The sequence below is a fragment of the Pseudocolwellia agarivorans genome (assembly GCF_002000085.1).
In the GTDB taxonomy this organism is placed as follows: Bacteria; Pseudomonadota; Gammaproteobacteria; order Enterobacterales; family Alteromonadaceae; genus Pseudocolwellia; species Pseudocolwellia agarivorans.
The window spans coordinates 342,926-365,705 of record NZ_MUZU01000002.1 but is presented as its reverse complement, the minus strand read 5'-3'; the positions used below and the strand labels follow the sequence as shown (position 1 = coordinate 365,705).

The following is a 22,780-nucleotide window of genomic DNA, read 5'->3' as shown; positions in this document are numbered from 1 at the left end:
CTTTTTTTGTTTATGAACTTTAAAAACAAAATTAATTTCATTGACAAGCCATATTGAATCTAGCAACTTAGAATAAATAAAGGATTTACAATGGTATAAAATAGTAATGGAAGACTTCTCTCCCTCTGATCTAAAAACAATACTTCACTCTAAACGCGCAAATATTTATTACCTAGAATACTGCCGCGTAATGCAAAAAGACGGTCGAGTTTTATACTTAACCGAAACCAACAAAGAAAATCAGTACTACAATATCCCAATCGCAAACACCACCGTATTACTCTTAGGTAACGGCACATCTATCACCCAAGCCGCTATGCGTATGCTAAGTCAAGCAGGTGTGTTAGTTGGCTTTAGTGGTGGCGGTGGTACACCGCTTTATATGGCAAACAATGTAGAGCACGCTATTGAATGGATGACCCCACAAAGCGAATACCGACCAACCGAATACCTACAAGGCTGGATGCAATTCTGGTTTGACGACGCAAAGCGCCTTGCCGCAGGTAAACAAATACAAACAGCACGTATTCAATACCTTAACCGTGTATGGCAAAAAGATGGAGACTTAAAACAAAACGGCTTTAACTTCAACGACACAGCTATTCAAACCGCATTAACAACATTTACCACACGAACCGAACAAGCGAAAAAACAAAGTGACTTACTACTTACAGAAGCACAGCTCACCAAAGCGCTTTACAAGTTTGCCGCCAATAACACCAAGCTCGAAGGTTTTACCCGACAACACCAAAGTACCGATTTAGCGAACGACTTTTTAAACCATGGTAACTATTTAGCTTATGGGCTAGCTGCATGCACATTGTGGGTATTAGGTATTCCACATGGTTTTGCCGTAATGCACGGAAAAACACGCCGTGGTGCATTAATTTTTGATATTGCCGACCTCATTAAAGACGTACTAGTACTGCCTTGGGCATTTATTTGCGCCAAGGAAAATGCTACCGAGCAAGAATTTAGGCAACAAATACTACAAGCCTTTACCGACCACAAAGCGCTCGATTACATGTTCGAACAAGTAAAAAACATAGCGCTACACAACTACAGCGATACAAAGAAAATAGAAGACAACAAATTATGATGGTGACCTTTGTAAGCCAATGCGAAAAAAACGCGCTAAAGAAAACACGCCGAGTGCTCGACGCATTCGCCAACCGCATTGGCGACAACACTTGGCAAACCGTAATAACAGAAGACGGCCTGTTAACCGTTAAAAAAATGCTGCGCCAAACAGCAAGCAAAAGTACAGCGGTTAGTTGCCATTGGATCCGTTCACGCTCAAGAAGTCAGTTTTTGTGGGTGGTGGGGAATAAAAGTAAGTTTAATAGCGAGGGCATTGTGGCGGTGAATTACACCAAGTTAGATCTTAGTCATAAAGAATGGGAAAACGGCTGGGAATTAAACGAAGCAATAATGTTAGCCTCAAGTCTCGCGGGTTTATTTCATGATTTTGGTAAAGCAAATGATTTATTTCAACAAAAGTTAGCCGGCACTACACAGTCAAAATCTGAACCATACCGTCATGAGTGGGTATCGTTAAGGTTATTTGAAGCCTTTATTAAAGATTTAACCGATCAAGAGTGGCTAACAAAACTGGTAGAAATTAGTCAGCAATCAAATGCTACTCAGGCTGAAAATGAAATACACAAAATATTATTTAAAGATAACGGAAAACATCAAAATCCATTTAATTCGTTTGGCGAAAATATACAGTTTGGTAAATTAGTCGCGTGGCTAATTGTCTCGCATCATCGTTTACCTTACCCACAAGTCAACTCAGTTAAATTAGATGAAGCTCAACATTGGCTGACAAAATGTTTTGATTGTCATTGGAATTCAAAAAATGCAGAAAATTTAGCTGATATAGAACAGTCAGTTATAAAGGGCAATTGGACATTCACACATGGCACGCCATTACTGAGTAAAACTTGGCAAAACAAAGCAAGTGAAATTGCTAAACGCGCACTGAGCTATCATAAATTGTCTGAAAAAATAGATTGGTTGAATCAACGTTTTGTCAGTCATTTATCAAGATTGTCACTTATGTTAGCTGATCATTATTATTCATCTCTTGAGCTTAAAGATTCAAAAATGAAATGGCGGGATAATAGCTATCAAGCTAACGCCAATACGGATAGAAAAACAAATCAGTTAAAACAAAAATTAGATGAACATAATATCGGTGTTGCTCATAACGCTTTTTTATTCGCTAAAAATCTACCGGCTTTAAAATACACATTGCCAGCACTAGCGCAGCATAGACTTTTTTCGCAAAGTGCTAAAGACCGTAAATACCAATGGCAAGACAAAGCGTTTAAAGCGTCAAAAGAATTTGCTAAAACCAGTGAAAAACAAGGTTTCTTTGGTATTAACATGGCATCAACAGGCTGTGGTAAAACCATGGCCAATGCACGAATTATGTATGCCTTAGCGGATGAACGTGAAGGTTGTCGATTCTCAGTTGCTTTAGGTTTGCGTACTTTAACCTTACAAACGGGTGATGCTTATCGAGATCTACTTAAATTAGGTGATGATGAACTCGCGGTTTTAATTGGTTCTAATGCCGTTAAGTTATTACATCAATTAAATAAAGATGATGAAACATCCGCAAGACCTGATCATGGCAGTGAGTCCGCACAAGATTTTTTTGAGCAATTATATGTCAGTTACGAAGGCCAAATTTACGACGGGCGTTTAAAGCATTGGTTAAAAGGCAATCCTAAATTAGAGCAGTTAATCAGTGCGCCTATTTTGGTTAGTACCATTGATCATTTAATGCCAGCCACAGAAAGTAAACGAGGGGGTAAACAAATCGCGCCCATGCTGCGGTTATTAACATCAGACTTAATTTTAGATGAACCCGATGATTTTGGTTTAGAAGACCTGCCTGCACTATGTCGATTAGTTAACTGGGCAGGTATGTTAGGTTCTCGGGTTTTATTATCATCTGCAACCTTACCTCCTGCGCTTATCAGTGCTTTATACGACGCTTATGTTGCAGGTCGTAAACATTATAACCAAGCTAATTTCCCACATAACAGCAATCAAGGTGTGGTTTGTGCTTGGTTTGATGAAAACAAAAGTGAAGTTGAATTTATAAAAAACAAAGAGGACTTCAAACAAAAAAATAATACATTTATTGAGTCACGAATAAAAAAATTAACGGCTAATAGTAAAGTATTACGCAAAGGTAAAATAGTTAATATTGAGTTGCCCGACACTAACAATAGTGGCTCAACAGAACAAAATCAGCAGGTTTTTCAAAATGTGGCAGAAACCATTCACCAACAAATTTATGAATTACATAACCAACACCATGTAACACATAGCAGCGGCAAAAAAATATCAATCGGTGTGGTTAGAATGGCTAATATTAATCCGATGATTGCTGTCGCTAAAATATTATTAGCTATGTCGCCAAGGGCTAACTATCAATTCCATTTTTGTATTTATCATTCACAGTTTCCATTAGCGTTACGCTCTTATAAAGAAACTCGCTTAGATAAAACCTTAACTCGCTATGATGAACAAGCGCTTTGGCAACAACCTGAAATAGCCAACGCATTAAAGGCTGACGGACTAAATAAAACTTCGGCAGAAAATCATGTGTTTATTGTATTAGGCACATCTGTCGTGGAAGTTGGGCGCGACCATGATTACGACTGGGCAATTGCAGAGCCTAGCTCACTACGTTCAATTATACAGTTAGCAGGGCGTATACAAAGACATAGGCAAGTCCCTCCTACCACCGAAAATTTGGTGGTGCTTAACCAAAATATACGCGCATTAAAAGGTGAAAAAGTGGCTTACTTTAAGCCAGGTTTTGAAACCCCTGAGCTTCCACTTAACAGTAAAGATTTGAATGAATTATTAACAACAGAGTTAGACAATATTTCAGCAATACCAAGAATCGTTGAACCTCAAATGAGCCTAGGAGATTTTGCTAAAGCTCCGATAGAAACTCATAAAAAAGAAGCTGCTAATGCAATTAAGTCGTTTGCAATTCAAGAGCACAGATCATTAAGGGTCACATTGGATGTTATTGGGGGAAAGAAAAAAGATTTATTTTATAACTCTGATAAAACCGCATCACTTTGGTGGAAAAAAGGCTCTGCAATTGATTGGAGTGCTGAATTTATTCATCAAACCGAGTTTAGAAAATCACAACCACAAGAAGAGTTTATTTTACGGTTAGAAGAAGGCGAAACATTAACGTGGAGTCAAATTGATGATACTCGTTATCCGCATGAGTATAAGGCGCAAAGCAATCGCTTTATTGATGAAAACAAAGTGATTGAATTAGCTCAAGGTAATAATTGGTGGTTTAACTTAAGCGTTGAAGAAACTTACCAAATTTTTGCAGATAAATTAGATGAAAGCTTACAACAGGTAAGTGAAAATTTTGGTGTTATTGGTTTAAGAGAACCGAGTAAAGAGCAAGAATTAAATTGGCACTGGCACGAGCAGCTGGGTGTTTTTGATATTAAGTAAAAGGAAAAACGATGGAAGCAACATTAACTCAAGCGCTAGCTGATTATATCGAGCAGCGTAAACAAGCTAAGTTGGAACCTTTTCAAAAAGCACTGAATAAGGTGCTAGAAAAAAGTGAAAACGAAATAGAGATAGCGGCAGCTAAAACCGAATACGCAGAAAAATCGGCACCTATTGAAGATAAATTTAAATTAATAAATTGGATCAGTGATGCCGCAAAGCGAGCTAAGCAGCTTAGTTTAGCAACTCATGCCCCCAAGTATAGTCACGGCGATTCAAAAGCAAGCAGTGTATTTATTACAAATATTGAGACTAATCCAAATTATGTAAATACAGCTAGTTTAGATGTTATTTTGAAAGATTTTGCAGGGAACTCAGCAACATTTGATGTAGCTTCTTTTTTGAAGGTATCAGTTAATGGTGAAAGTTTAATTACCCAGCTTCAACAAAATCATGCACAAGCGTTAAGTGCTTTTACAGATAATGCCGAATTATTACAAACTTGGCTAGATGGTTTTAAATTAGCGCTGGGCGATGAAAAGTTAAGCTCACATAATTTAAGTAAGCAGGTTTATTTTCCGATTAAGTCAGAAAGTAATGACGTTGAATATCATTTATTGTGCCCGCTATTTTCATCGGCACTAGCGCATAAATTATATAAAAAAGTTACAGAGACGCGGTTTGGTGATTCCAAAGATATTCGTGATGCCCGCAGAGCAAATAAGTACCATGAACGAATGGATATAAGCTTTCCAAATACAGCCGTACAATCTTTTGGCGGTTCAAAACCTCAAAATATTTCACAATTAAATAGTGAACGTTATGGTCAGAATTTTTTATTAAATACCGCACCTCCTACTTTTCAGGCACAAGTTAAGCCGCCTATAAATAATACCAGCTTATTCAACCGACAACTGACATATAAAGTATCAGGGTACTTACGAGACTTTAAAGCCTTTTTAAGCAAATTAAAGCCTGAAGAAAATAACTTTAAAGTACGTTACAAGCGCGATTATCACTTTATTTTGCCCATACTCGATCAACTAATGATCCATGCAGCCAATATTCAAACATTACCAGCTGGGTGGGCAAGTGAATCAAATTGCAAACTAAAACATGCCTATGCTTTATGGCTTGATGTTTATAACCCAGATGAGAGTTTTCAACGTGAGCGTGAAAAGCTCGACTGGCAAGCTGTGATAGCCGCTGATTTTGCTAGTTGGTTAATTAAGCAATTAAAAAATGATGAAAAATATCGCTTGGGTGATATCGAACATGCTTATTTTTCTAAAGTTTGTTTGCATCAGTTAAAGCGTTTTGAACACAACACACCTAAATTAGCGGAGGCGTAATTATGAGCCAATATTTATTACTTAAAAAAGTATCGGTACAAAATGCCAATGCCATTGCCGGTTTAACTTATGGTTTTCCTGCCATCACTAATTTTTTGGGTTTTGCCCATGCTTTGTCTCGTAAATTACCTGAAACGTTAGCCGTTAATTTAGGAGGAGTTGCAGTCATAAGTCATAAAAATATGGTACACGCAAGGCAGCCTAAAGGTTGGGGCGACTATGTTTTTGCTTTGTCGCGTAATCCGCTCACACATCAAGGAAATACGGCACCCATTAACGAAGAAGGGCGCATGCATATGCAAGTATCTTTGTTGATTGAAGTTAATGGATTGATTGCGGGCGATACAGAAACTACAGAACAATTAATTGAACATGTTAAACAAAAAGTACCTGAGTTACGTTTAGCAGGTGGTCAAATTACTCATATAGAAAGTATTGAGTTAACCCCGTTAAATGAAGAACAAAAAACATTACGAAAATTAATGCCGGGTTTTGCTTTGATTGATCGCAGTGCTCATTTAGCTGAGCATTTTCAAGAGCAAAAAGCGATAAATGATAACACTTGTTTATTTGATACATGGTGTGATTTTGCCCAGCTTAAATTTAAAGCTGAAAAAGTAACAAGTGAAGATGAGCAAGAAACCGAAGCTCTTGAAAGCGTAAATCAAAAAGCCAATTGGCATTATGTAGCAAAACCCCAAAGTGGCTATTTAGTGCCAATTAATACGGGGTATTGTGCAATCTCTCCAATTTATGAAGCTGGCGAAGTAAGCAATGTAAGAGATTCAACAGTTCCCACTGTTTTTGCAGAAAGTGCTTATAGCGTAGGTGAATGGAAAAGCGTACATAACATAAAAAATATTGAAATAACCATTTGGCGTTATGAACATCAATATCCTTGGTATGTCGCTAAAACAACCCCTTTCGCAGACGAAATTATTGAACCTGATAGTTTTGATCATGATGAAGCAATGAACTTTTAAAACGTTTAGTAAAAAAATTAACAAAAATATTTTATCAATGGAGTAATAAAAATGGCCGAAATTAAATTAAAAACACCATCAGTATTAGCATTTGAAGCTAAATTAGTACCATCAGACGCACTCATGCTTGCAGGCAACTGGGAGCAGCAAGTATGGCTGCCGATACAAGTGGGCGAAAAAGCAGTACGTGGCACAATTTCAAACCGCTTAAAAGCTGCAACAGCAAACGATCCAACAAAATTAGATGCAGAAGTATCTAAAGCGAATTTACAAACAGTTGATATTGCCGCATTAGCGCATAACACAGATACCTTAAAAGTTGTTTTTACCTTGCGAGTATTAAGTGACTTGGCAACACCATCAACCTGTAACAATCCTGATTATCAAGCTGAGTTGGCTAAAAAAATTACGCAATATCAAACTGATGTGAGTTTTGAAGAGTTGTCAAAACGTTACGCTTTTAATATTGCTAGTGCTCGTTTTTTATGGCGCAACCGAGTAGGTGCCGAAAACGTAAAAGTGGTTGTAACCGTGGCAAATCAAACTATTGAATTTAATTGCCAAGACTATTCATTACGTGAATTTTCAAGTGATGCAAAAATCACTCAACTTGCACAATTTATTCAACAGGGCTTAACCGAGAATCATGTTCTTATAAAAGTAGAAGCTTATAGCCAATTAGGTGAAGGCCAAGCTGTGTTCCCATCTCAAGAGTTAGTGATGGGCGGTGGTAAAGGCGATAAAAGTAAATTTTTGTATCAACTTGATGGCCAAGCTGCAATGCACTCTCAAAAAATCGGCAATGCATTACGCACTATAGATACTTGGCACTCTGCTGTTGATGAAGTTGGTCCTATTGCTGTTGAACCATACGGATCAGTAACAAACCGCGGTGCAGCGTATCGTCAACCAAAAGAAAAAACAGATTTCTATAATTTACTTGATGCTTGGATGATCAAAGGCAAAGAGCCTACGGTTGAACAACAGCACTATATTATGGCGATGTTAATTCGTGGTGGCGTATTCGGCGAATAGGAATAGCGATGAAATACTATCAAGACATAACCTTACTGCCCGATCCCGAAATTACGATCGGCTTTATTTGGCAAAAGGTTTATCAGCAAGTGCATATTGCGCTGGCTGAAAACAAAATAGCAGAAAACAGTTCAGCTATTGCTTTGGCTTTTCCTCAATGTTCACCAAAGGGAAATAAAAACGTAGCGTTTCCGTTAGGTAATAAATTGAGGATATTTGCGCCGTCAGAAGAGCTGCTTGATAAATTAGCGATTAACAGCTGGTTAAAGCGGTTTAGTGATCACACGCATATAACATCAATAAAAGCAGTACCTGAAAACGTGAGTGAATATGTTTGTGTAAAGCGAAAACAGTGTAAAACAAACTTATCTCGATTAGCGCGACGCAGAGCTAAACGCAAAGATGAAACGTTTGAGCAAGCTTTACAACATTATGCCAGCTTTAACGACGAGCAATCTAAACTACCTTTTATCAATGTGAATAGCCTTTCTAAAAGTGAGCAATTTAGATTGTTCATCGACCAAAAAAAGGTAAGTGAAGCTACAGTAGGGGAGTTTACTTGTTACGGACTGAGTAAAGAACAAGCCACAGTTCCTTGGTTCTAACTATGTCTGTATTAAGCCTATGCTTTACATATGTCACTTTGTTATCTACACTTAACTTATAAACATATGTCGAGCATAGGTTTTAAGCCTTAGGAGATAAAATGCGTACAGTATCTATTTTTAAAAATGGTAAAAATCAAGCTATTCGCTTACCCAAAGATATGGAATTTGATGGCATAAATGAATTAGAAATTATAAAAGAGGGCGATACCATCATATTACGCCCAACAAAGGCGAGTTGGTTGTCATTATTATCTAATAGAAAAGCAGATGACGATTTTCTAACAGAGCGTGATGAAGTGATTAATGATGAAGGGCGAATGGAATTTTAATGATGGCGACAAAAAATGTTTATATGCTTGATACTTGTATATGTAGCTTCATAATGAGAGAAAACCCTGTTTCTGTTCTACAAAAATTACAGCAAGTTTCTACTCAGCATTCCATTGTTATTTCAGCCATTACTTATGCTGAGATGCGTTACGGCTGTTTTGGTAAAAAAGCATCGCCTAAACATAGTTTACTCGTTGATCAGTTTATAACCTGTCTTGATAATATATTGCCTTGGGATATTGATGCGGTTGACTGTTCTGCCAAAATTAAAAAAGAGTTAAGTGAATTAGGTACGCCAATAGGTGGTAATGATACTGCCATTGCAGGGCATGCTATTTCACAAAAGTGTATCTTAGTAACAAATAACATCCGAGAATTTAAACGAGTTAATGGTCTTGTGATTGAAGATTGGGTGCATTAAATAAAAATACGCAATGATTAAATTTAGTCTTACCTTGTATTTAGAGTTAACACCATGTCATTAAGCGACCATATATAACCGATCAGTTATTTAAAAGCTAATGCAGCCAAAATTGCTGCAGAGTTAAAAGATGATGGCGAAGCCTATATAATTACCCAAAATGGTGAAGCGTCCATGGTAGTACAATCAATTGCTGAATATGAGCAAACCAAAGAAACCATCGTCATGCTACAACTTACAGCACTTGACGAAAAAGAAATAGCTGAGGGTAAAACACTAAGCGCTAAAGAAACATTTGCTCAAATAAGAAATAAAATGGGATTAGCAAGTGAACTATCACGTTGAGCTAACAACTCAAGCTCAATTAGACCTACTACAAATTATTGAATACTTTACTTCTAAAATAAATCTCGTTTTTGCTGATAAAAAGCTTAAAGAAATAGAACATGCAATTTATTCGCATACACAACAACCAACGTGAGGGTATAAGCTGCATGAACTTCATACAATAAATACAGCCAAGCAGCTTGAAACTATCGTTAATAAAATTAGTATTATTTACGAAATAAAAAATAATAACGTATTTGTTACGGCAATATTTGATGGACGACAAAATGTACAAGCTCATTTATTGAAAAGAATACAAAAATCACATTAAGTGTTTTAATTAACCAAAAAAATCGCTCTTTAAAAATTCGTATAAATATTAATAAGTTACAAGTAGACTAAAAATTTAGGGTAAAACACTTTAAATTACCTTAGCCTTTGTTGTTGCTTATTTTTTTGATATTATTTCACTCTTCACTGCCGCACAGGCAGCTTAGAAATCAGCAAAACCAGAAACAGCCAAATTCATTTTCTTCACTGCCGCACAGGCAGCTTAGAAAGGGCGGCAGCGTTAGCGATGGAGTTGCTATTCCTTCACTGCCGCACAGGCAGCTTAGAAACTACTGAGATTACAAATTCTTTTGATAATCTTACTTCACTGCCGCACAGGCAGCTTAGAAAGTAAATATACTGCTTGATTTAAGCAACAACTACTTCACTGCCGCACAGGCAGCTTAGAAAAACAAACGGCGAACCGATAACAGACCACAAAACTTCACTGCCGCACAGGCAGCTTAGAAATCTAAATTGAAAGTCGAGCGTAGTTATGTTGGGTTCACTGCCGCACAGGCAGCTTAGAAAGTATAGGTAAGGGTTTGACTGTGAATGATATTGTTCACTGCCGCACAGGCAGCTTAGAAATGAAATAGCGCAAGAAGCTTATCAAATAATGAGTTCACTGCCGCACAGGCAGCTTAGAAATGGCACAATACTTAGTGGTTTACCGGGTGAAAGTTCACTGCCGCACAGGCAGCTTAGAAAGATAGAATAAAACACGCTTTTCATATCGATGACTTCACTGCCGCACTTAAAATTTATACTAAAGTGACATATTAATTTCTTGTCATGTAACAATTATCATTTTAAGTTATGATTAAGTTGATTTTTAACAAGGTATTTTTGATAAATTCTTGCATAAAACCCAGTTCATGTTATTTTTCTCACATTCATTATTTTAAGGAAGTTTTTCATGCCAAAGGCAAGTGAAGTTAAAAAGAATACTGCAATAGAACATAACGGCGGTGTTTACATTATTAAAGATATTGAGCGTTCTGTTCCACAAGGTCGTGCAGGCGGTAGTTTATACCGTATGCGAATGTATGATGTGGTAACGGGGCATAAAGTTGATGAAACGTTTAAAGATAGCGACATGCTTAAATTAGCTGAATTAACACGTCGTCCAGTTATGTTTTCATACATTGATGGTGATCAATATGTATTTATGGACAATGAAGATTATACGCCATATAACCTAAATACTGACGCAATTGCTGATGAAGTACGTTTTATTACTGAAGAAACAGAAGGTTTATTACTTATATCAATAGATGACGCACCCGTAGGTATCGATTTACCAGCAAGTGTTGAGTTAGTGATCACTGAAACTGACCCATCAATTAAAGGTGGCTCAGCCACGGCTCGTACTAAACCTGCGGTGCTTTCAACGGGGTTAACAGTACAAGTTCCTGAACATATTTCTACAGGTGATAAAATTAAAGTAAACACGGCTGAATGTAAGTTTATGGGGCGTGCTGATAAGTAACCCGAATAAATGCTAACCAAGGTAACTGTGAAGTCGCGTAAACGCTAAGCTTAAAGAGGCCTTGGTTATTTATTATGTGAATAATCCTACCCCAATATCACTGTAACAGCTATTCCTCAAAATCTATTCACATTTGAGATGGATAAGTCGAACTTGATACCCCGCGCGATAAATAAATTTGGAACCACTAGTTGCCAAAAATCAGATACAGTTTACATCTATATACAGGTAAAATACTGTACTTGTATATCAAGCTATCACAGCGTGATAAATCGTCGATACTTTCAAAGAATAACTCGAAAGACTTGACACATCATATTGGTGAAATATTTGATGGTATAGCATTCAAGCTATCTTAGCTGATAGGTTTTATATTCAATTAAGTGGTTAAATTGGTGGTTTATTGTCTTCCGGAAAATAAACTAAGACTTGATTTATCTGATTTATCTGATTTAGAGCTAAAATTTATGTTTATAGTCTTAACCTAACTGACTTTATCTTGATGAAATACTGTTCAAGATATTTGTAAAGTGATATACGACGGAATAGTGTTATCAGGAAAGTCATAAATAAAAAGAAGTTGTTTTCCCCCCGTTTAATTGTATTTAGCTATCATCATGGTAGAAGTACATCGCATCAGATTAATGAATCTATAACTATTTAATGTTTAAACTGTTATAGCGACCATGCGTAACTCACCTTGCTAAAAAATGTTTTTTCTCGTTTCGATATTTTATTTAAACTGTCGTTTTGAATACTGTTGTCTGAGTAGCCTAAGAAAAATACTGTTTGAGGGTTCAATTTATATGAATATATGAGTTGAGTTGATAGGTCTTTATTGATGTTGTCTGGCGCAATGAAGGGGTTATTTGCTGTGTTATATTCTACGTCAAAATATTCTACATTAAATTTTAAATAGCTTTGTACATCAAATTGATAAGAAATACGTAGATTGGTTAAATTAGCGGTATAAACATCATCTTTGCCACTTGAAAACGTTGGCTCTGCTTTTAGATTGCTATAGGTATGAGTTAGCGAAATATATAAATGATCAGTAGCGTGGCTGGTTAACTCGGCATAAACTTCATTATATGTACCTAAACGATTGTTGTTATAATCAATTTTATCACCGAAGTCGTACCCAATAGCCGTAAATAAATGGCTATAAGGCTTAAACTCAGCGTATAACTTAACCACTTGTTCATCAAACTGGGTGGTATTATTTATTAAATTAAGTAATGAGTCATCATGCCTTAATCCTACTTTAGTTGCTTGCGATATATTCACGCTTACATAAGATAGCTTAGGGCCGAGTAATTCAATCGTTCCATCAAAAGCACGTTCAATAAATTCGCCATTTTCGTTTTTTGTATTATACCAAGAGCTATAAATGTATGTTTCTGACCAAAAGTCATCGTTGTCTCCATAAAATAAACGTATAACTTCTACTTTATTTTGTTGATGATCAGCTTTGGTCATAAAGCCTAAATCGGCCCTAAATTGGTTATCAATTTTTTCATGATTGACATTTACTTCCCAATATTCTGTTTTATATTCGTAATCAATTTTATAGGCTTGATCACTGAAGCTTTCTTCTTGTTTGGTTCTGTTAACTTGTTCGTTAAAGGCACAATTTCCAAACTTACAGTCGTTGCTGACTTGCTGTTGGCAACCGTCTTCTGCGTCATCAAAGCAAAAGCTTTTAAAAAGATCATTAGGGTATTCTGTATTTGAATATAAAAATTGTGCGTTTAATGTATGGGAGTCATTAATTCTGTATTTAGCATCAATACCAGCTAATGCATTATGGTAATTATCAGCTGTTCTTAATGTAGAAACTAAGCCAAGTGTTAATTGGTCGTTGTAGTTATATCGGTAGTTAAAGGCTGCTGAGTGACTTTCTCTATCAAGAGTGGCAATATCATCACTAATATTTCCAGGTACAATAAAAGTAGTTTGTTGGTCGTTTGTTATAAAAAGACCGTAACTGTATTTATCTGTTCTACTTGTTAATTTAGCGCCGTAATCAGGATCCGCAATATTTCGAGTGTAAACAAGGTTAAAATTACTACTGAAATAATCAGAGTTTTCTAAAAAGAAACTACGTTTTTCATCAAAAAATAATGAAGATGTATTATTGATGTTTAGTTGGCCAGCATCAGACTCAACGGTTGAAAAGTCGGGGTTTATAGTGGCATTAAGTAATGTGTTTGCATTAGGCCCCCAACGAATATCCATACCCGCATCTACATCGTTTAATTCAGACCAATTTTGATCAGGTAAATTTCTGTTTTGATTTTTAGATGCCACAATAAAAGGTGTTATTGTAAGGTTTTCTTTTAAATTTGAATGTTGGAAACCTTTGATCTCAGGAATTTGACATAGCCAGCAATTGTTATCTTTATCGAGTTGTATGTGTGAAATACGAAGGCGTTCATCTCGAGGATAAAATCGAACAAATTCAATTGCCCATGTTTGTTCGTTGTTATTTTCATCGAAATTTAAAATGTTATAGGGTATAGCTATTTCTACTTGATATCCTGTTGCTGTTTTTTTCCCGAATGAGTGCCAGTTTCCGTCCCATAATCGATTTTCTTCACCCGTAACTTCATTGGCGATAGAGTCGTTTTGTACACCAAATGGGTTGACTAAAAAATTATAGTTTAATTGTCGGCTATTGAATGTATCGAGTTTTATTCCGACAAGATCATCGCCCCAAGTGGTGTCTCGGTCAGCTAAAAAACCATGTATTTCATTTGGATTTGGGTCAAAAGCAATAAATGAAATATAAATGTAAGTTCCGTTTTCAATGATTTTCGCTTGAGTTTTAACTGGACTGGGCAAATTATCCCAAGGACTATTAACAATATTTAATGAAACACTAAGCGCGTCTTTCCAAACTATATCATCAAGAACACCATCGATAACGACAGAATCCTTTGTGTTAGGAATTATTAACTCGTTACTTTTTATTTGTGTTTGAGCCGTTGATAACAGTGATATTAATAAGAATAAGCCAGCTGAAAAATATAAACAGCTATTCCTTAGCTTTCGCATTTATGCTCCAAGTTTGATTATTATTGTTGTTTTTATGTTTATATAAATTGAACTGATTTATTTGTTTTTAATTCAATTAATATTAAATTGTGTATATCTTAAATTGTTACAAAAATACTATATGAGTACAACTTATACTTTGTTTTATTATCAATTATTTATTTGTATTTTAGTTATGTTATTAGAAGAAAATATTATTTAATTTTTCCTTGCTTAAGGGTCGAATCTTTACTGGCTCTACTGCATAATAAAGAAAAACTTTATGCGCTTAATTAAATGTCTTTATATTTATTAGATTACACAGCTTTATTTTGTTTGATTACGTTCTGGGTGGGCTATACGTTTTTTGCAAGAAAAAAAGCCAAGTCAACCAATTGCATTGCTAGGTGTTTAAATCAGCACCGTATTCACTGGATGTATGAGGCTATAACAAAAGATATTAGGGTAGGGGAGGCTTCTTTAATTTCCAACCTTGAACGTAATATTGCATTTTTTGCTTCTACAACTTTACTGGTTATCGCGGGTATTCTTACTCTGTTTGCAAAAACAGAACAGGTTCAAGAGGTGTTGTATTCCATACCTTACGCTGCGATGTCAAGTGCGCATATGTTTCAATTTAAACTCGGTATATTGGCTTTTATTTTTGTCATGTCGTTTTTTAAATTTACTTGGTCAATGAGGCAATATGGCTTTTTAAATGTAATGATAGGGGCTGCACCTGTTGATGAAACCGGTTTAAATGAAAATCTTAGAGCTTATGCTAGGCAAATGGCTGTAGTGCATGATCAAGCTGCCCATTCATATAATTACGGTTTACGTGCTTATTATTTTTCTATTGCGGTCATGTGTTGGTTTTATCATCCGTTATTATCTATTGTTGCTACTATTTGTGTTGTTTATACATTATATAATCGAGAGTTTAATTCTAAAACGGTTAAGGCTATTACGTTAGCCCAAAACCTTTTAGAAAAAGATCGAGCAGAAAGGTTTCCTGATGCGTAAACATCAATATGCGCAGTATTCTCTTAAAGATTTTAATCAATTCGACTGTCTAAAGTTATCTAAAAGCATTTATGCAATATTAGCTTTTGTAACAAGGGGCTATATAGTGTGGATATTGTCTATTTCTAATATGAAAAACCAAACAGATACCATTAAAATGGTTTTTCCTGATCCTAAAATGTTTTATTTAAGTTTAGTTTCAGGAGCTGTGGGGTTATTTGTTGTACTTATTATTAGTTTAAGAAGACCTGAAGCCTACCCATGGGTTAAAGTTTGTTGGAAGCATATTAGAAAGTTTTTATTATTTGCACTACTCGTTGATTTAAGTGTGAGTATTGTTGGTTATTTTTACTTGTCGCTTCTATCCTTATCTTGGTTGTTAATACAATTGTTGGTAACGTTATTATTGATTGTGTTTTTATATAGCAGCCATAAGATAAAATTAAATATTCAAGAGTTTCCTGAAAAAATCGTTAAGTAATTTCAATTAGAAGGTTTTATACGTGAGTAATATTGAAAAGCAAGATGAAAGATTAATTATTCTAGATACAGAAACAACAGGTATAAACCCTCGAGAAGGTCATAGAATAGTTGAAATAGGTTGTGTTGAAATGGTTAATCGTCAATTAACCGGTCGAAATTACCATGTTTATATCAATCCTTTAATTCAAATGGAACAAGAGGTTATTGATATTCATGGTTTAACGAATGAATTTTTAAGTGATAAGCCTATTTTTTCACAAGTTGCTGATGATTTTATTAAATTTATTGATGGTGCTGAATTAGTTATCCATAACGCGAAATTCGATGTGGGCTTTATGGATCATGAGTTTTCAATGCTCACGAAAAAAGTACCTATGACGTATGATATGTGCACCGTGATTGATACATTGAAAGTGTCTAAAGATGAGTTTGGTTCACCTAAAACATTAGATTATTTAGCCAAGTTTTATAAAGTAGATAAGCTAGTCGACCGAACCTATCATGGCGCATTAATTGATGCTCAATTGCTTGCCTTTGTTTATGTTGAAATGACGCGTAAGCAGGCAGCATTTAATTTACTTGTTGGAGACAATGAAAGTGGCGACTCAAATGAGATTCGCAGACTTGATCCTAATAGACCAAAATTAAAGATTATTGGCGCTACGGCCGATGAAGTGATTGCACATCAAGAACGCTTAGCTATTATTGAAAAGAAAGGAAGTTCACCACTATGGGGAAAATAAATGGGAAACATACCAATGAGGAAAAATAATAAATTGTTTCATATATTTTATTATATAAGCACATTATTGTTTTTTTTGCCCCAACTTGTTTTTGCTGCAGAAGATGTACCTCAAGTTAATTATTACGATTCAGACAATATAACCAATCAAATACCTTATTTTGATAACCGCTTTCGTATTGATGCCAATATAGAAGAATTAAAACTGATTTTTTATCGAAAAAGAGGGTCTCAACCTATAATTCTTGTCAGGCCTAATGGGAGTAAACTTAAAATAAATAGTTTACCTGAAGATGGCAGTGTTGAATGGTTTGATGATCGTACCTACGATTTAATCAAAATAAAAAAACCAATGGCCGGACCTTGGCAAGCTATAGGACAAATATTACCTGGTAGTCAAATTCTTGTGGTAACAGACGTAGTGATTAAAGTAGAGCCTCTACCAGAAATTTTATTAGCGGGAGAAACATTAAAAGTAACAGGTCGTTTAATGAATGGTGAAAAAGGGTTAAGTGATCCACTCTTTAGAGCGGTTGTTAATTTAGACATTGATTTATTCAGTTCTAATAACCGATTATACGATAATTTTGGTGCTCAACCCATTAAGTTGGGATCTTTTTTAGATGATGGTTATGGCTTTGATGAAAAAGCTGGAGATGGAATTTATACTGGGGAGTTTGTTTTAAACTTTGCCCCAGGTGAATGGGTACCTATTTATTATGTAAAAATGCCTTTAATGAATAGGGAATTAAGACAGAAACCTATTATTGTTCAAAAATCACCCGTTAAGATATCTGTTAAAGCAAGTGATGAAGAGGGAGTTAAGCATATTCTTACATTCGATATAGATGAAACCTATGTTGATCCTAGTAGCATTATATTACAAGGAAAGGTTGTGTATCCTGATAAGCAAGAAGTTCCATTCTCGTTACTTGAAGAAGAAAGTCATTCCAGAACAAAGGAGATAGAATATACAGAGGCTGGTGTTCATCGTGTTAGTGTTGATGTTTTCGGAAAAACAATAACAGGTCGTGAATTTGTTTTAACATTACACGAATTTACCTTTAATGCTGAAAATAAAAACGGGCTATTAGTTCCTTCTTTTGATGAGGAAGGCAACGAGGTTATGGTACCAAGAAAAACAGCAGCTGAAATACAAGCAGAGAAAGAAGCATTAGAGGCTGAAGCTCGAGCTATTGAAGAGGCAAGACTTAAAGCAGAGAAAGAAGAAGAGCAAAAACAAATGTATATCATGATTGGAGTAGTTAATGGTGTCATTATTCTTTTAGGTGTTTGTGTTTTTGTATTTTTATCATTACGTAGAAAAAAGCAAAATACAAAGAAGAATCATTGAAAATTTGATGAGTTTTCCAACGTTTTGTTCATCAATCACCCATACAGTTAATAATATTAAAAAAGTGGTTGACTGACACTCTTCATAACCGTATTATCTCCGCCGCATTCAACGAGATGTTGTTTGTAGTGATTTATAGCGGAGTGGTAGTTCAGTTGGTTAGAATACCGGCCTGTCACGCCGGGGGTCGCGGGTTCGAGTCCCGTCCACTCCGCCAATTAATCTAAGGTTAAGAATCCTGAAAAAAATCTAAAAACGATATAGCGGAGTGGTAGTTCAGTTGGTTAGAATACCGGCCTGTCACGCCGGGGGTCGCGGGTTCGAGTCCCGTCCACTCCGCCAATTGTTTTTATATAAAATAGGTGAGACCTATAAATCTCAAATAAAATCTCTGCGGAGTGGTAGTTCAGTTGGTTAGAATACCGGCCTGTCACGCCGGGGGTCGCGGGTTCGAGTCCCGTCCACTCCGCCAATTTTATTTGTTTTTTCTTCTTATTTTATAACTTTTTAAAAATAGCGGAGTGGTAGTTCAGTTGGTTAGAATACCGGCCTGTCACGCCGGGGGTCGCGGGTTCGAGTCCCGTCCACTCCGCCAATTTTTAAAATAATATCTCCTAGTTCAATAGCATTTCATAGTATAAATTCTTCCTAAAGTATTCAGTAAACGTCATTATTTCAACATAGAATGTTACTCTGATGTAATTCACCTTTTTATCAAAATGTATTTTCTCTTATTGATCTAACGCATCAATAAAATATTTTCGCATACTCAATTTACGTCTGTTTTACTTAACTATTTTTATTGAATAATATTCTTTGAATCTCTATCGATATTGTAATAATAAAATAAAAAAAAATATTAAATCAATTAATTACTTATTAGTTTGCTAAATTGAAATTCAGCTTATTAATCATTTCATCTACTAAAGCTTATCAACAATTCAATTTTTAAAAAATGAACTATCCTTTATAAAGCTATTATATGGTCTAGATTTTTATAATTTAAAATAAGAGGTACGACCAGTTGACTTGTTACAAAACTTAATGTTTAATTGAAAGCATTAGATCCACTTAAATTTTAGGAGTACGCCTGATGCTAACTTACAAAGCGCCCATAAAGGATATAAAGTTTTTAATTGAAGATGTTTTCGATTATTACGGACATTATGAAAAAATACCTGAGTTTGCTGAAGCTACTCCAGACTTAGTTGATGCCATTATGGAAGAATGTGCCAAGTTTTGTGAAGGTGAACTTTTGCCATTAAATCAAAGTGGAGACAAAGAAGGTTGTACATTTGAACAAGGTAAAGTTACTACTCCAGAAGGTTTTAAAGAAGCATATCAACAGTATGTTGACGGTGGGTGGCAATCACTTTCTCATCCTGAAGGTTACGGTGGGCAAGGCTTACCTTCATCATTAGGCATGGTTAAATCTGAAATGATGGGAACAGCTAACTGGTCGTTTGCAATGTATCCTGGTTTAAGCCATGGTGCGATGAATACCATTCATGAACACGGCACTGATGAGCAGAAAGAAGTTTATTTAACTAAATTAACTGAAGGTACTTGGACAGGCACAATGTGCTTAACTGAACCTCAATGTGGTACTGATTTAGGGCAAGTAAAAACAAAAGCAGTGCCTAATGATGATGGTTCGTTTGATATCAGTGGAACTAAAATATTTATCTCCGCGGGTGAACACGACTTAACAGATAATATTATTCATATTGTATTGGCTCGTTTACCTAATGCACCTGCAGGCACTCGTGGTATTTCTTTATTTATTGTTCCCAAAATGCAAGTAGATTCTGCAGGTAATATTGGTGAGTTTAACAATGTGACTTGTGGTTCTATTGAAGACAAAATGGGGATAAAAGCTTCCTCTACAGCTGTACTGAATTTTGATAATGCTAAAGGCTTTTTAATTGGGCCTGAAAATAAAGGTTTAGAATGTATGTTTACCTTTATGAATACAGCTCGAGTAGGTACAGCACTACAAGGTGTTTGTGCTGCAGAGTTAGCTTTTCAAAACTCTCTTATTTACGCTAAAGAGCGACTTTCAATGCGTTCTTTAACGGGTAAAAAAGCGCCTGAAAAGGTAGCTGATCCTATTATTGTTCATCCTGATGTTCGTAAAATGCTGATGACACAAAAAGCAATTTCTGAAGGTGGGCGTGCCATGATCTATTTTGCAGCAAAACTCGTTGATAAAATTGAAATGGCTAAAACAGATGAAGAGAGAAAAATTGCAGATACCCAGTTAGGTTTTATTACACCTATTTTAAAAGCTTTTTTAACTGAGCTCGGTTTAGAGAGTGCTAATCATGGTTTACAAATATTTGGAGGACATGGTTATATTAAAGAGTGGGGGATGGAACAAATAGTTAGAGATACACGTATTGCTACTCTCTATGAAGGTACTACGGGTATACAAGCGTTAGATTTACTAGGACGTAAAATTTTATTAACAAGAGGTAGTTCTTTAAAAGAGTTTAGTTTTGAAATTTTATCTTTCTGTAAAGAAAAAAGCATGATCTCAAGTAATCCTCATAAACGTCAAATGAATAAGTTTATTTGGCCATTGAGTAAAGCCGTAGCAAATTGGCAACAACATACTTTTAGATTAGCAATGAAAGCTAAAAAGAATAGAGACTTTGTTGGTTCAGCTTCTGTCGATTACCTAATGTATTCAGGTTATATTATTATGGCTTATATGTGGGCGCAAATGGCTCAATCTGCCTATGAGAAGTTAGCTGGTGATGTAGAGAATAGAGATTTCTATCGCGCTAAAATTAAAACTGCAGAATTCTATTTCGAAAAAATGTTACCTAGAACTAAGTCGTTAGCCGTAACTATGATGGCAGATCCAAAAACATTAATGCAGTTAGACGAAGAGTTATTATCCTTCCTATAATTATTTAAATGAACTATGACTTGTTCTAGTATGAGTCATTAATTTAGCTAAAAGCCATTAATTTATTAATGGCTTTTTTATTTATATTAAGAAAGATAATCTTTTTATAAACAGGTTTTATTACAAAGTATCCTTATTATTTAGTGAAATAAGGATATGCAAAACTTTTTAATTACATTTGAATTTAAATATAAATAATGTATATTGCATTTGAATTAAATTGGTTTTTTTGAAAGGAAAAATAATGAAGTTGTTGTGCGATAAATCATTACATGAGTTAGCAAATAAAGGGGTTGATGTACCCACATACCGCAGTGAGCATCATAAACCTGAAATAGGTATCGTGCACATAGGCCCAGGAGCATTTTTTAGAGGTCATCAGGCTTGGTATACTCATCAAGCATTACAATCTCAAGGTGGCGATTGGAGTATCAGTGCCGTTTCAATGCGTTCGACTGGCGTAAGCGATGCTTTAACACCACAAAATGGTTTATATAGTTTAGCGCAATTAGATAGTAAAAATTCATATCAAGTTGTTGGCTCTATAACTGAAGTATTGATTGCAACTCAACAATACAAAGCGGTTATTGAGCGTTTATCAACTCCTAACACTAAGTTTGTTACGTTAACTATTACTGAAAAAGGTTACTGCTTAAATAACGAAGGGCACTTAGATCTTACTCACAGCGAAATTATTCAAGACTTAGCTACAGCAAAAGAATCAAATAGCGCACAAGCTATTACAGCTGTTGGTATGTTAACGAATGCATTAGCTATTAGAAAAACAAAGGGGCTAGCTCCTTTTTGTATTGTTAGTTGCGACAATATTACAGACAACGGTAAAAAATTACGTGCTGCAGTTATTCAGTTTGCGCAGGCATTTGACAATGACTTAGCTGATTGGTTATCAAAATACCTTATTTGTCCTTGTACTATGGTCGATAGTATTACTCCTGCTACTGATGACAGTTTACGTGAATTAATAGAAGAAGAGTTTTCAATTAAAGATAATTGGCCTATTAAACGAGAGTCTTTTTTACAGTGGATTATTGAAGATTGCTTACCTGAAGATAGACCTGCATGGGAAGCTGCTGGAGCAGTGTTAACTTCAGATGTTGAAGGTTTTGAAAATGCCAAATTACGTTTACTTAATTGTCCGCATTCAACATTAGCTTACATTGGTGTACTTCTTGGTTGTGAAACGGTTTTTGATGCAATGCAAAAGCCTAACTTGGTTGCTTTTATTGAAAAAATGGTAGACGAAGAGATTATTCCATCATTTATTTCACCTAAAGAACTTGATGCTAAAGCTTACAGTAATGAAATTTTAGAACGTTTTAGAAATCCAGCCATAAGGCACTTGTTAGCTCAAATTGCTTGGGATGGTTCGCAAAAATTGCCGATGAGAATTCTTCCTATAATAGAGCAAAACCTTAATGATAAACGAAGCATAGCATCGTTAAGCGGAGCTATTGTTGCTTGGTTTTTATTTTTGCGTAAACGATATATAGAAAAAGAAGAACTAGTGGATCCTTTATCAGACAATTTACTGAAAAAAGTTTCATTGTGTAATAATGATATTGAGCACGATATTCAAATACTATGTTCAATTGAACAAGTATTTAAACCTGAATTAGCACAAAACCAGCATTTTATTAAAAGCCTGCAAAATAAATATAAACTTATGTTACCTCTTCTTTCTGAAGGTGATTCTACTGAAGCTATCTTTGTTTAATAAGATTTAAATATAAGATAATGCTATATGATGGTAGCGCTCTACCTAAAATAATAGATATAATTAAAGGCTAGTGATAACTAGCCTTTTTTATTGCATTTTATAT

At 35.4% G+C, this 22,780-nt stretch carries 18 protein-coding genes, 4 tRNA genes and 1 CRISPR repeat array; of the genes, 21 read left to right on the top strand and 1 reads right to left on the bottom strand.

All coding sequences use genetic code 11. The features are described 5' to 3' along the window. Positions 1 to 106 precede the first annotated feature (106 nt). From cas1f to efpL, 11 genes are all read left to right on the top strand, one after another. Positions 107 to 1,099, top strand: coding sequence for a type I-F CRISPR-associated endonuclease Cas1f (gene cas1f, locus B0X80_RS04630; protein ID WP_077338626.1), 993 nt, complete (start codon positions 107 to 109; stop codon positions 1,097 to 1,099). After that, positions 1,096 to 4,509: a type I-F CRISPR-associated helicase Cas3f gene (cas3f, locus tag B0X80_RS04625; protein ID WP_077338625.1), complete on the top strand. Its 3,414-nt coding sequence runs from the start codon at positions 1,096 to 1,098 to the stop codon at positions 4,507 to 4,509. Before cas1f ends, cas3f begins: the two co-directional genes overlap by 4 nt. An 11-nt stretch (positions 4,510 to 4,520) precedes the next feature. Then, complete coding sequence (csy1, locus tag B0X80_RS04620; protein WP_077338624.1) at positions 4,521 to 5,861, top strand: type I-F CRISPR-associated protein Csy1; 1,341 nt, start codon at positions 4,521 to 4,523, stop codon at positions 5,859 to 5,861. 2 nt (positions 5,862 to 5,863) lie between these two features. After that, positions 5,864 to 6,844 carry a type I-F CRISPR-associated protein Csy2 gene (gene csy2 / locus B0X80_RS04615; RefSeq protein ID WP_077338623.1) on the top strand — a complete coding sequence of 327 codons (981 nt, stop codon included), beginning with the start codon at positions 5,864 to 5,866 and terminating at the stop codon, positions 6,842 to 6,844. A 51-nt stretch (positions 6,845 to 6,895) separates the two neighbouring features. Next, complete coding sequence (gene csy3 / locus B0X80_RS04610) at positions 6,896 to 7,879, top strand: type I-F CRISPR-associated protein Csy3 (RefSeq protein ID WP_077338622.1); 984 nt, start codon at positions 6,896 to 6,898, stop codon at positions 7,877 to 7,879. Positions 7,880 to 7,887: 8 nt separating this feature from the next. Further along, the gene (gene cas6f / locus B0X80_RS04605) at positions 7,888 to 8,484 is read left to right on the top strand and encodes a type I-F CRISPR-associated endoribonuclease Cas6/Csy4 (protein WP_077338621.1); all 597 of its coding nucleotides are present in this window, start codon (positions 7,888 to 7,890) and stop codon (positions 8,482 to 8,484) included. A 101-nt stretch (positions 8,485 to 8,585) separates the two neighbouring features. After that, positions 8,586 to 8,816: a type II toxin-antitoxin system VapB family antitoxin gene (gene vapB, locus B0X80_RS04600; protein ID WP_077338620.1), complete on the top strand. Its 231-nt coding sequence runs from the start codon at positions 8,586 to 8,588 to the stop codon at positions 8,814 to 8,816. Then, on the top strand, positions 8,816 to 9,238 hold the full coding sequence (locus B0X80_RS04595; protein ID WP_245825390.1) for a type II toxin-antitoxin system VapC family toxin: 423 nt from the start codon (positions 8,816 to 8,818) through the stop codon (positions 9,236 to 9,238). Before vapB ends, B0X80_RS04595 begins: the two co-directional genes overlap by 1 nt. An 81-nt stretch (positions 9,239 to 9,319) precedes the next feature. Then, positions 9,320 to 9,583: a type II toxin-antitoxin system Phd/YefM family antitoxin gene (locus tag B0X80_RS04590; RefSeq protein ID WP_217697133.1), complete on the top strand. Its 264-nt coding sequence runs from the start codon at positions 9,320 to 9,322 to the stop codon at positions 9,581 to 9,583. Next, positions 9,567 to 9,719 (top strand): hypothetical protein, encoded by a 153-nt coding sequence (locus B0X80_RS20425; protein WP_175623875.1) that lies wholly within the window; start codon positions 9,567 to 9,569, stop codon positions 9,717 to 9,719. Before B0X80_RS04590 ends, B0X80_RS20425 begins: the two co-directional genes overlap by 17 nt. A gap of 318 nt (positions 9,720 to 10,037) precedes the next feature. Beyond that, a CRISPR array of direct repeats spans positions 10,038 to 10,606; the repeat unit is 28 nt; unit sequence CTTCACTGCCGCACAGGCAGCTTAGAAA. Positions 10,607 to 10,814: 208 nt separating this feature from the next. Further along, positions 10,815 to 11,387 (top strand): elongation factor P-like protein EfpL, encoded by a 573-nt coding sequence (gene efpL, locus B0X80_RS04585; protein WP_077338619.1) that lies wholly within the window; start codon positions 10,815 to 10,817, stop codon positions 11,385 to 11,387. A 675-nt stretch (positions 11,388 to 12,062) separates the two neighbouring features. Here the strand turns inward: efpL and B0X80_RS04580 are convergent. Then, a complete protein-coding gene (locus B0X80_RS04580) occupies positions 12,063 to 14,444 on the bottom strand; it encodes a carbohydrate binding family 9 domain-containing protein (RefSeq protein ID WP_077338618.1) in 2,382 nt (793 codons plus the stop codon). A gap of 276 nt (positions 14,445 to 14,720) precedes the next feature. Here B0X80_RS04580 and B0X80_RS04575 point away from each other — a divergent pair, with 276 nt between their 5' ends. The 10 genes from B0X80_RS04575 (at position 14,721) to B0X80_RS04530 (ending at position 22,674) form a co-directional block, all read left to right on the top strand. Further along, positions 14,721 to 15,446 carry a DUF599 domain-containing protein gene (locus tag B0X80_RS04575; protein WP_076418711.1) on the top strand — a complete coding sequence of 242 codons (726 nt, stop codon included), beginning with the start codon at positions 14,721 to 14,723 and terminating at the stop codon, positions 15,444 to 15,446. Continuing rightward, positions 15,439 to 15,927: a DUF2919 family protein gene (locus tag B0X80_RS04570; protein WP_076418710.1), complete on the top strand. Its 489-nt coding sequence runs from the start codon at positions 15,439 to 15,441 to the stop codon at positions 15,925 to 15,927. Before B0X80_RS04575 ends, B0X80_RS04570 begins: the two co-directional genes overlap by 8 nt. Positions 15,928 to 15,949: 22 nt before the next feature. After that, positions 15,950 to 16,672 (top strand): DNA polymerase III subunit epsilon, encoded by a 723-nt coding sequence (dnaQ, locus tag B0X80_RS04565; protein WP_077338617.1) that lies wholly within the window; start codon positions 15,950 to 15,952, stop codon positions 16,670 to 16,672. A gap of 66 nt (positions 16,673 to 16,738) precedes the next feature. Next, positions 16,739 to 18,025 (top strand): TIGR03503 family protein, encoded by a 1,287-nt coding sequence (locus B0X80_RS04560; RefSeq protein WP_175623874.1) that lies wholly within the window; start codon positions 16,739 to 16,741, stop codon positions 18,023 to 18,025. A gap of 140 nt (positions 18,026 to 18,165) precedes the next feature. Beyond that, a tRNA-Asp gene (locus B0X80_RS04555) sits at positions 18,166 to 18,242 on the top strand. 48 nt (positions 18,243 to 18,290) lie between these two features. Beyond that, positions 18,291 to 18,367 (top strand) — tRNA-Asp (locus B0X80_RS04550). A gap of 53 nt (positions 18,368 to 18,420) precedes the next feature. Further along, positions 18,421 to 18,497, top strand: a tRNA-Asp gene (locus B0X80_RS04545). Between the two features lie 46 nt (positions 18,498 to 18,543). Further along, positions 18,544 to 18,620, top strand: a tRNA-Asp gene (locus tag B0X80_RS04540). Between the two features lie 498 nt (positions 18,621 to 19,118). Continuing rightward, positions 19,119 to 20,939, top strand: a complete 1,821-nt coding sequence (locus B0X80_RS04535) for an acyl-CoA dehydrogenase C-terminal domain-containing protein (RefSeq protein ID WP_077338615.1) — start codon at positions 19,119 to 19,121, stop codon at positions 20,937 to 20,939. Between the two features lie 244 nt (positions 20,940 to 21,183). After that, positions 21,184 to 22,674: a mannitol dehydrogenase family protein gene (locus B0X80_RS04530; RefSeq protein ID WP_077338614.1), complete on the top strand. Its 1,491-nt coding sequence runs from the start codon at positions 21,184 to 21,186 to the stop codon at positions 22,672 to 22,674. The last annotated feature ends 106 nt before the right edge of the window (positions 22,675 to 22,780 follow it).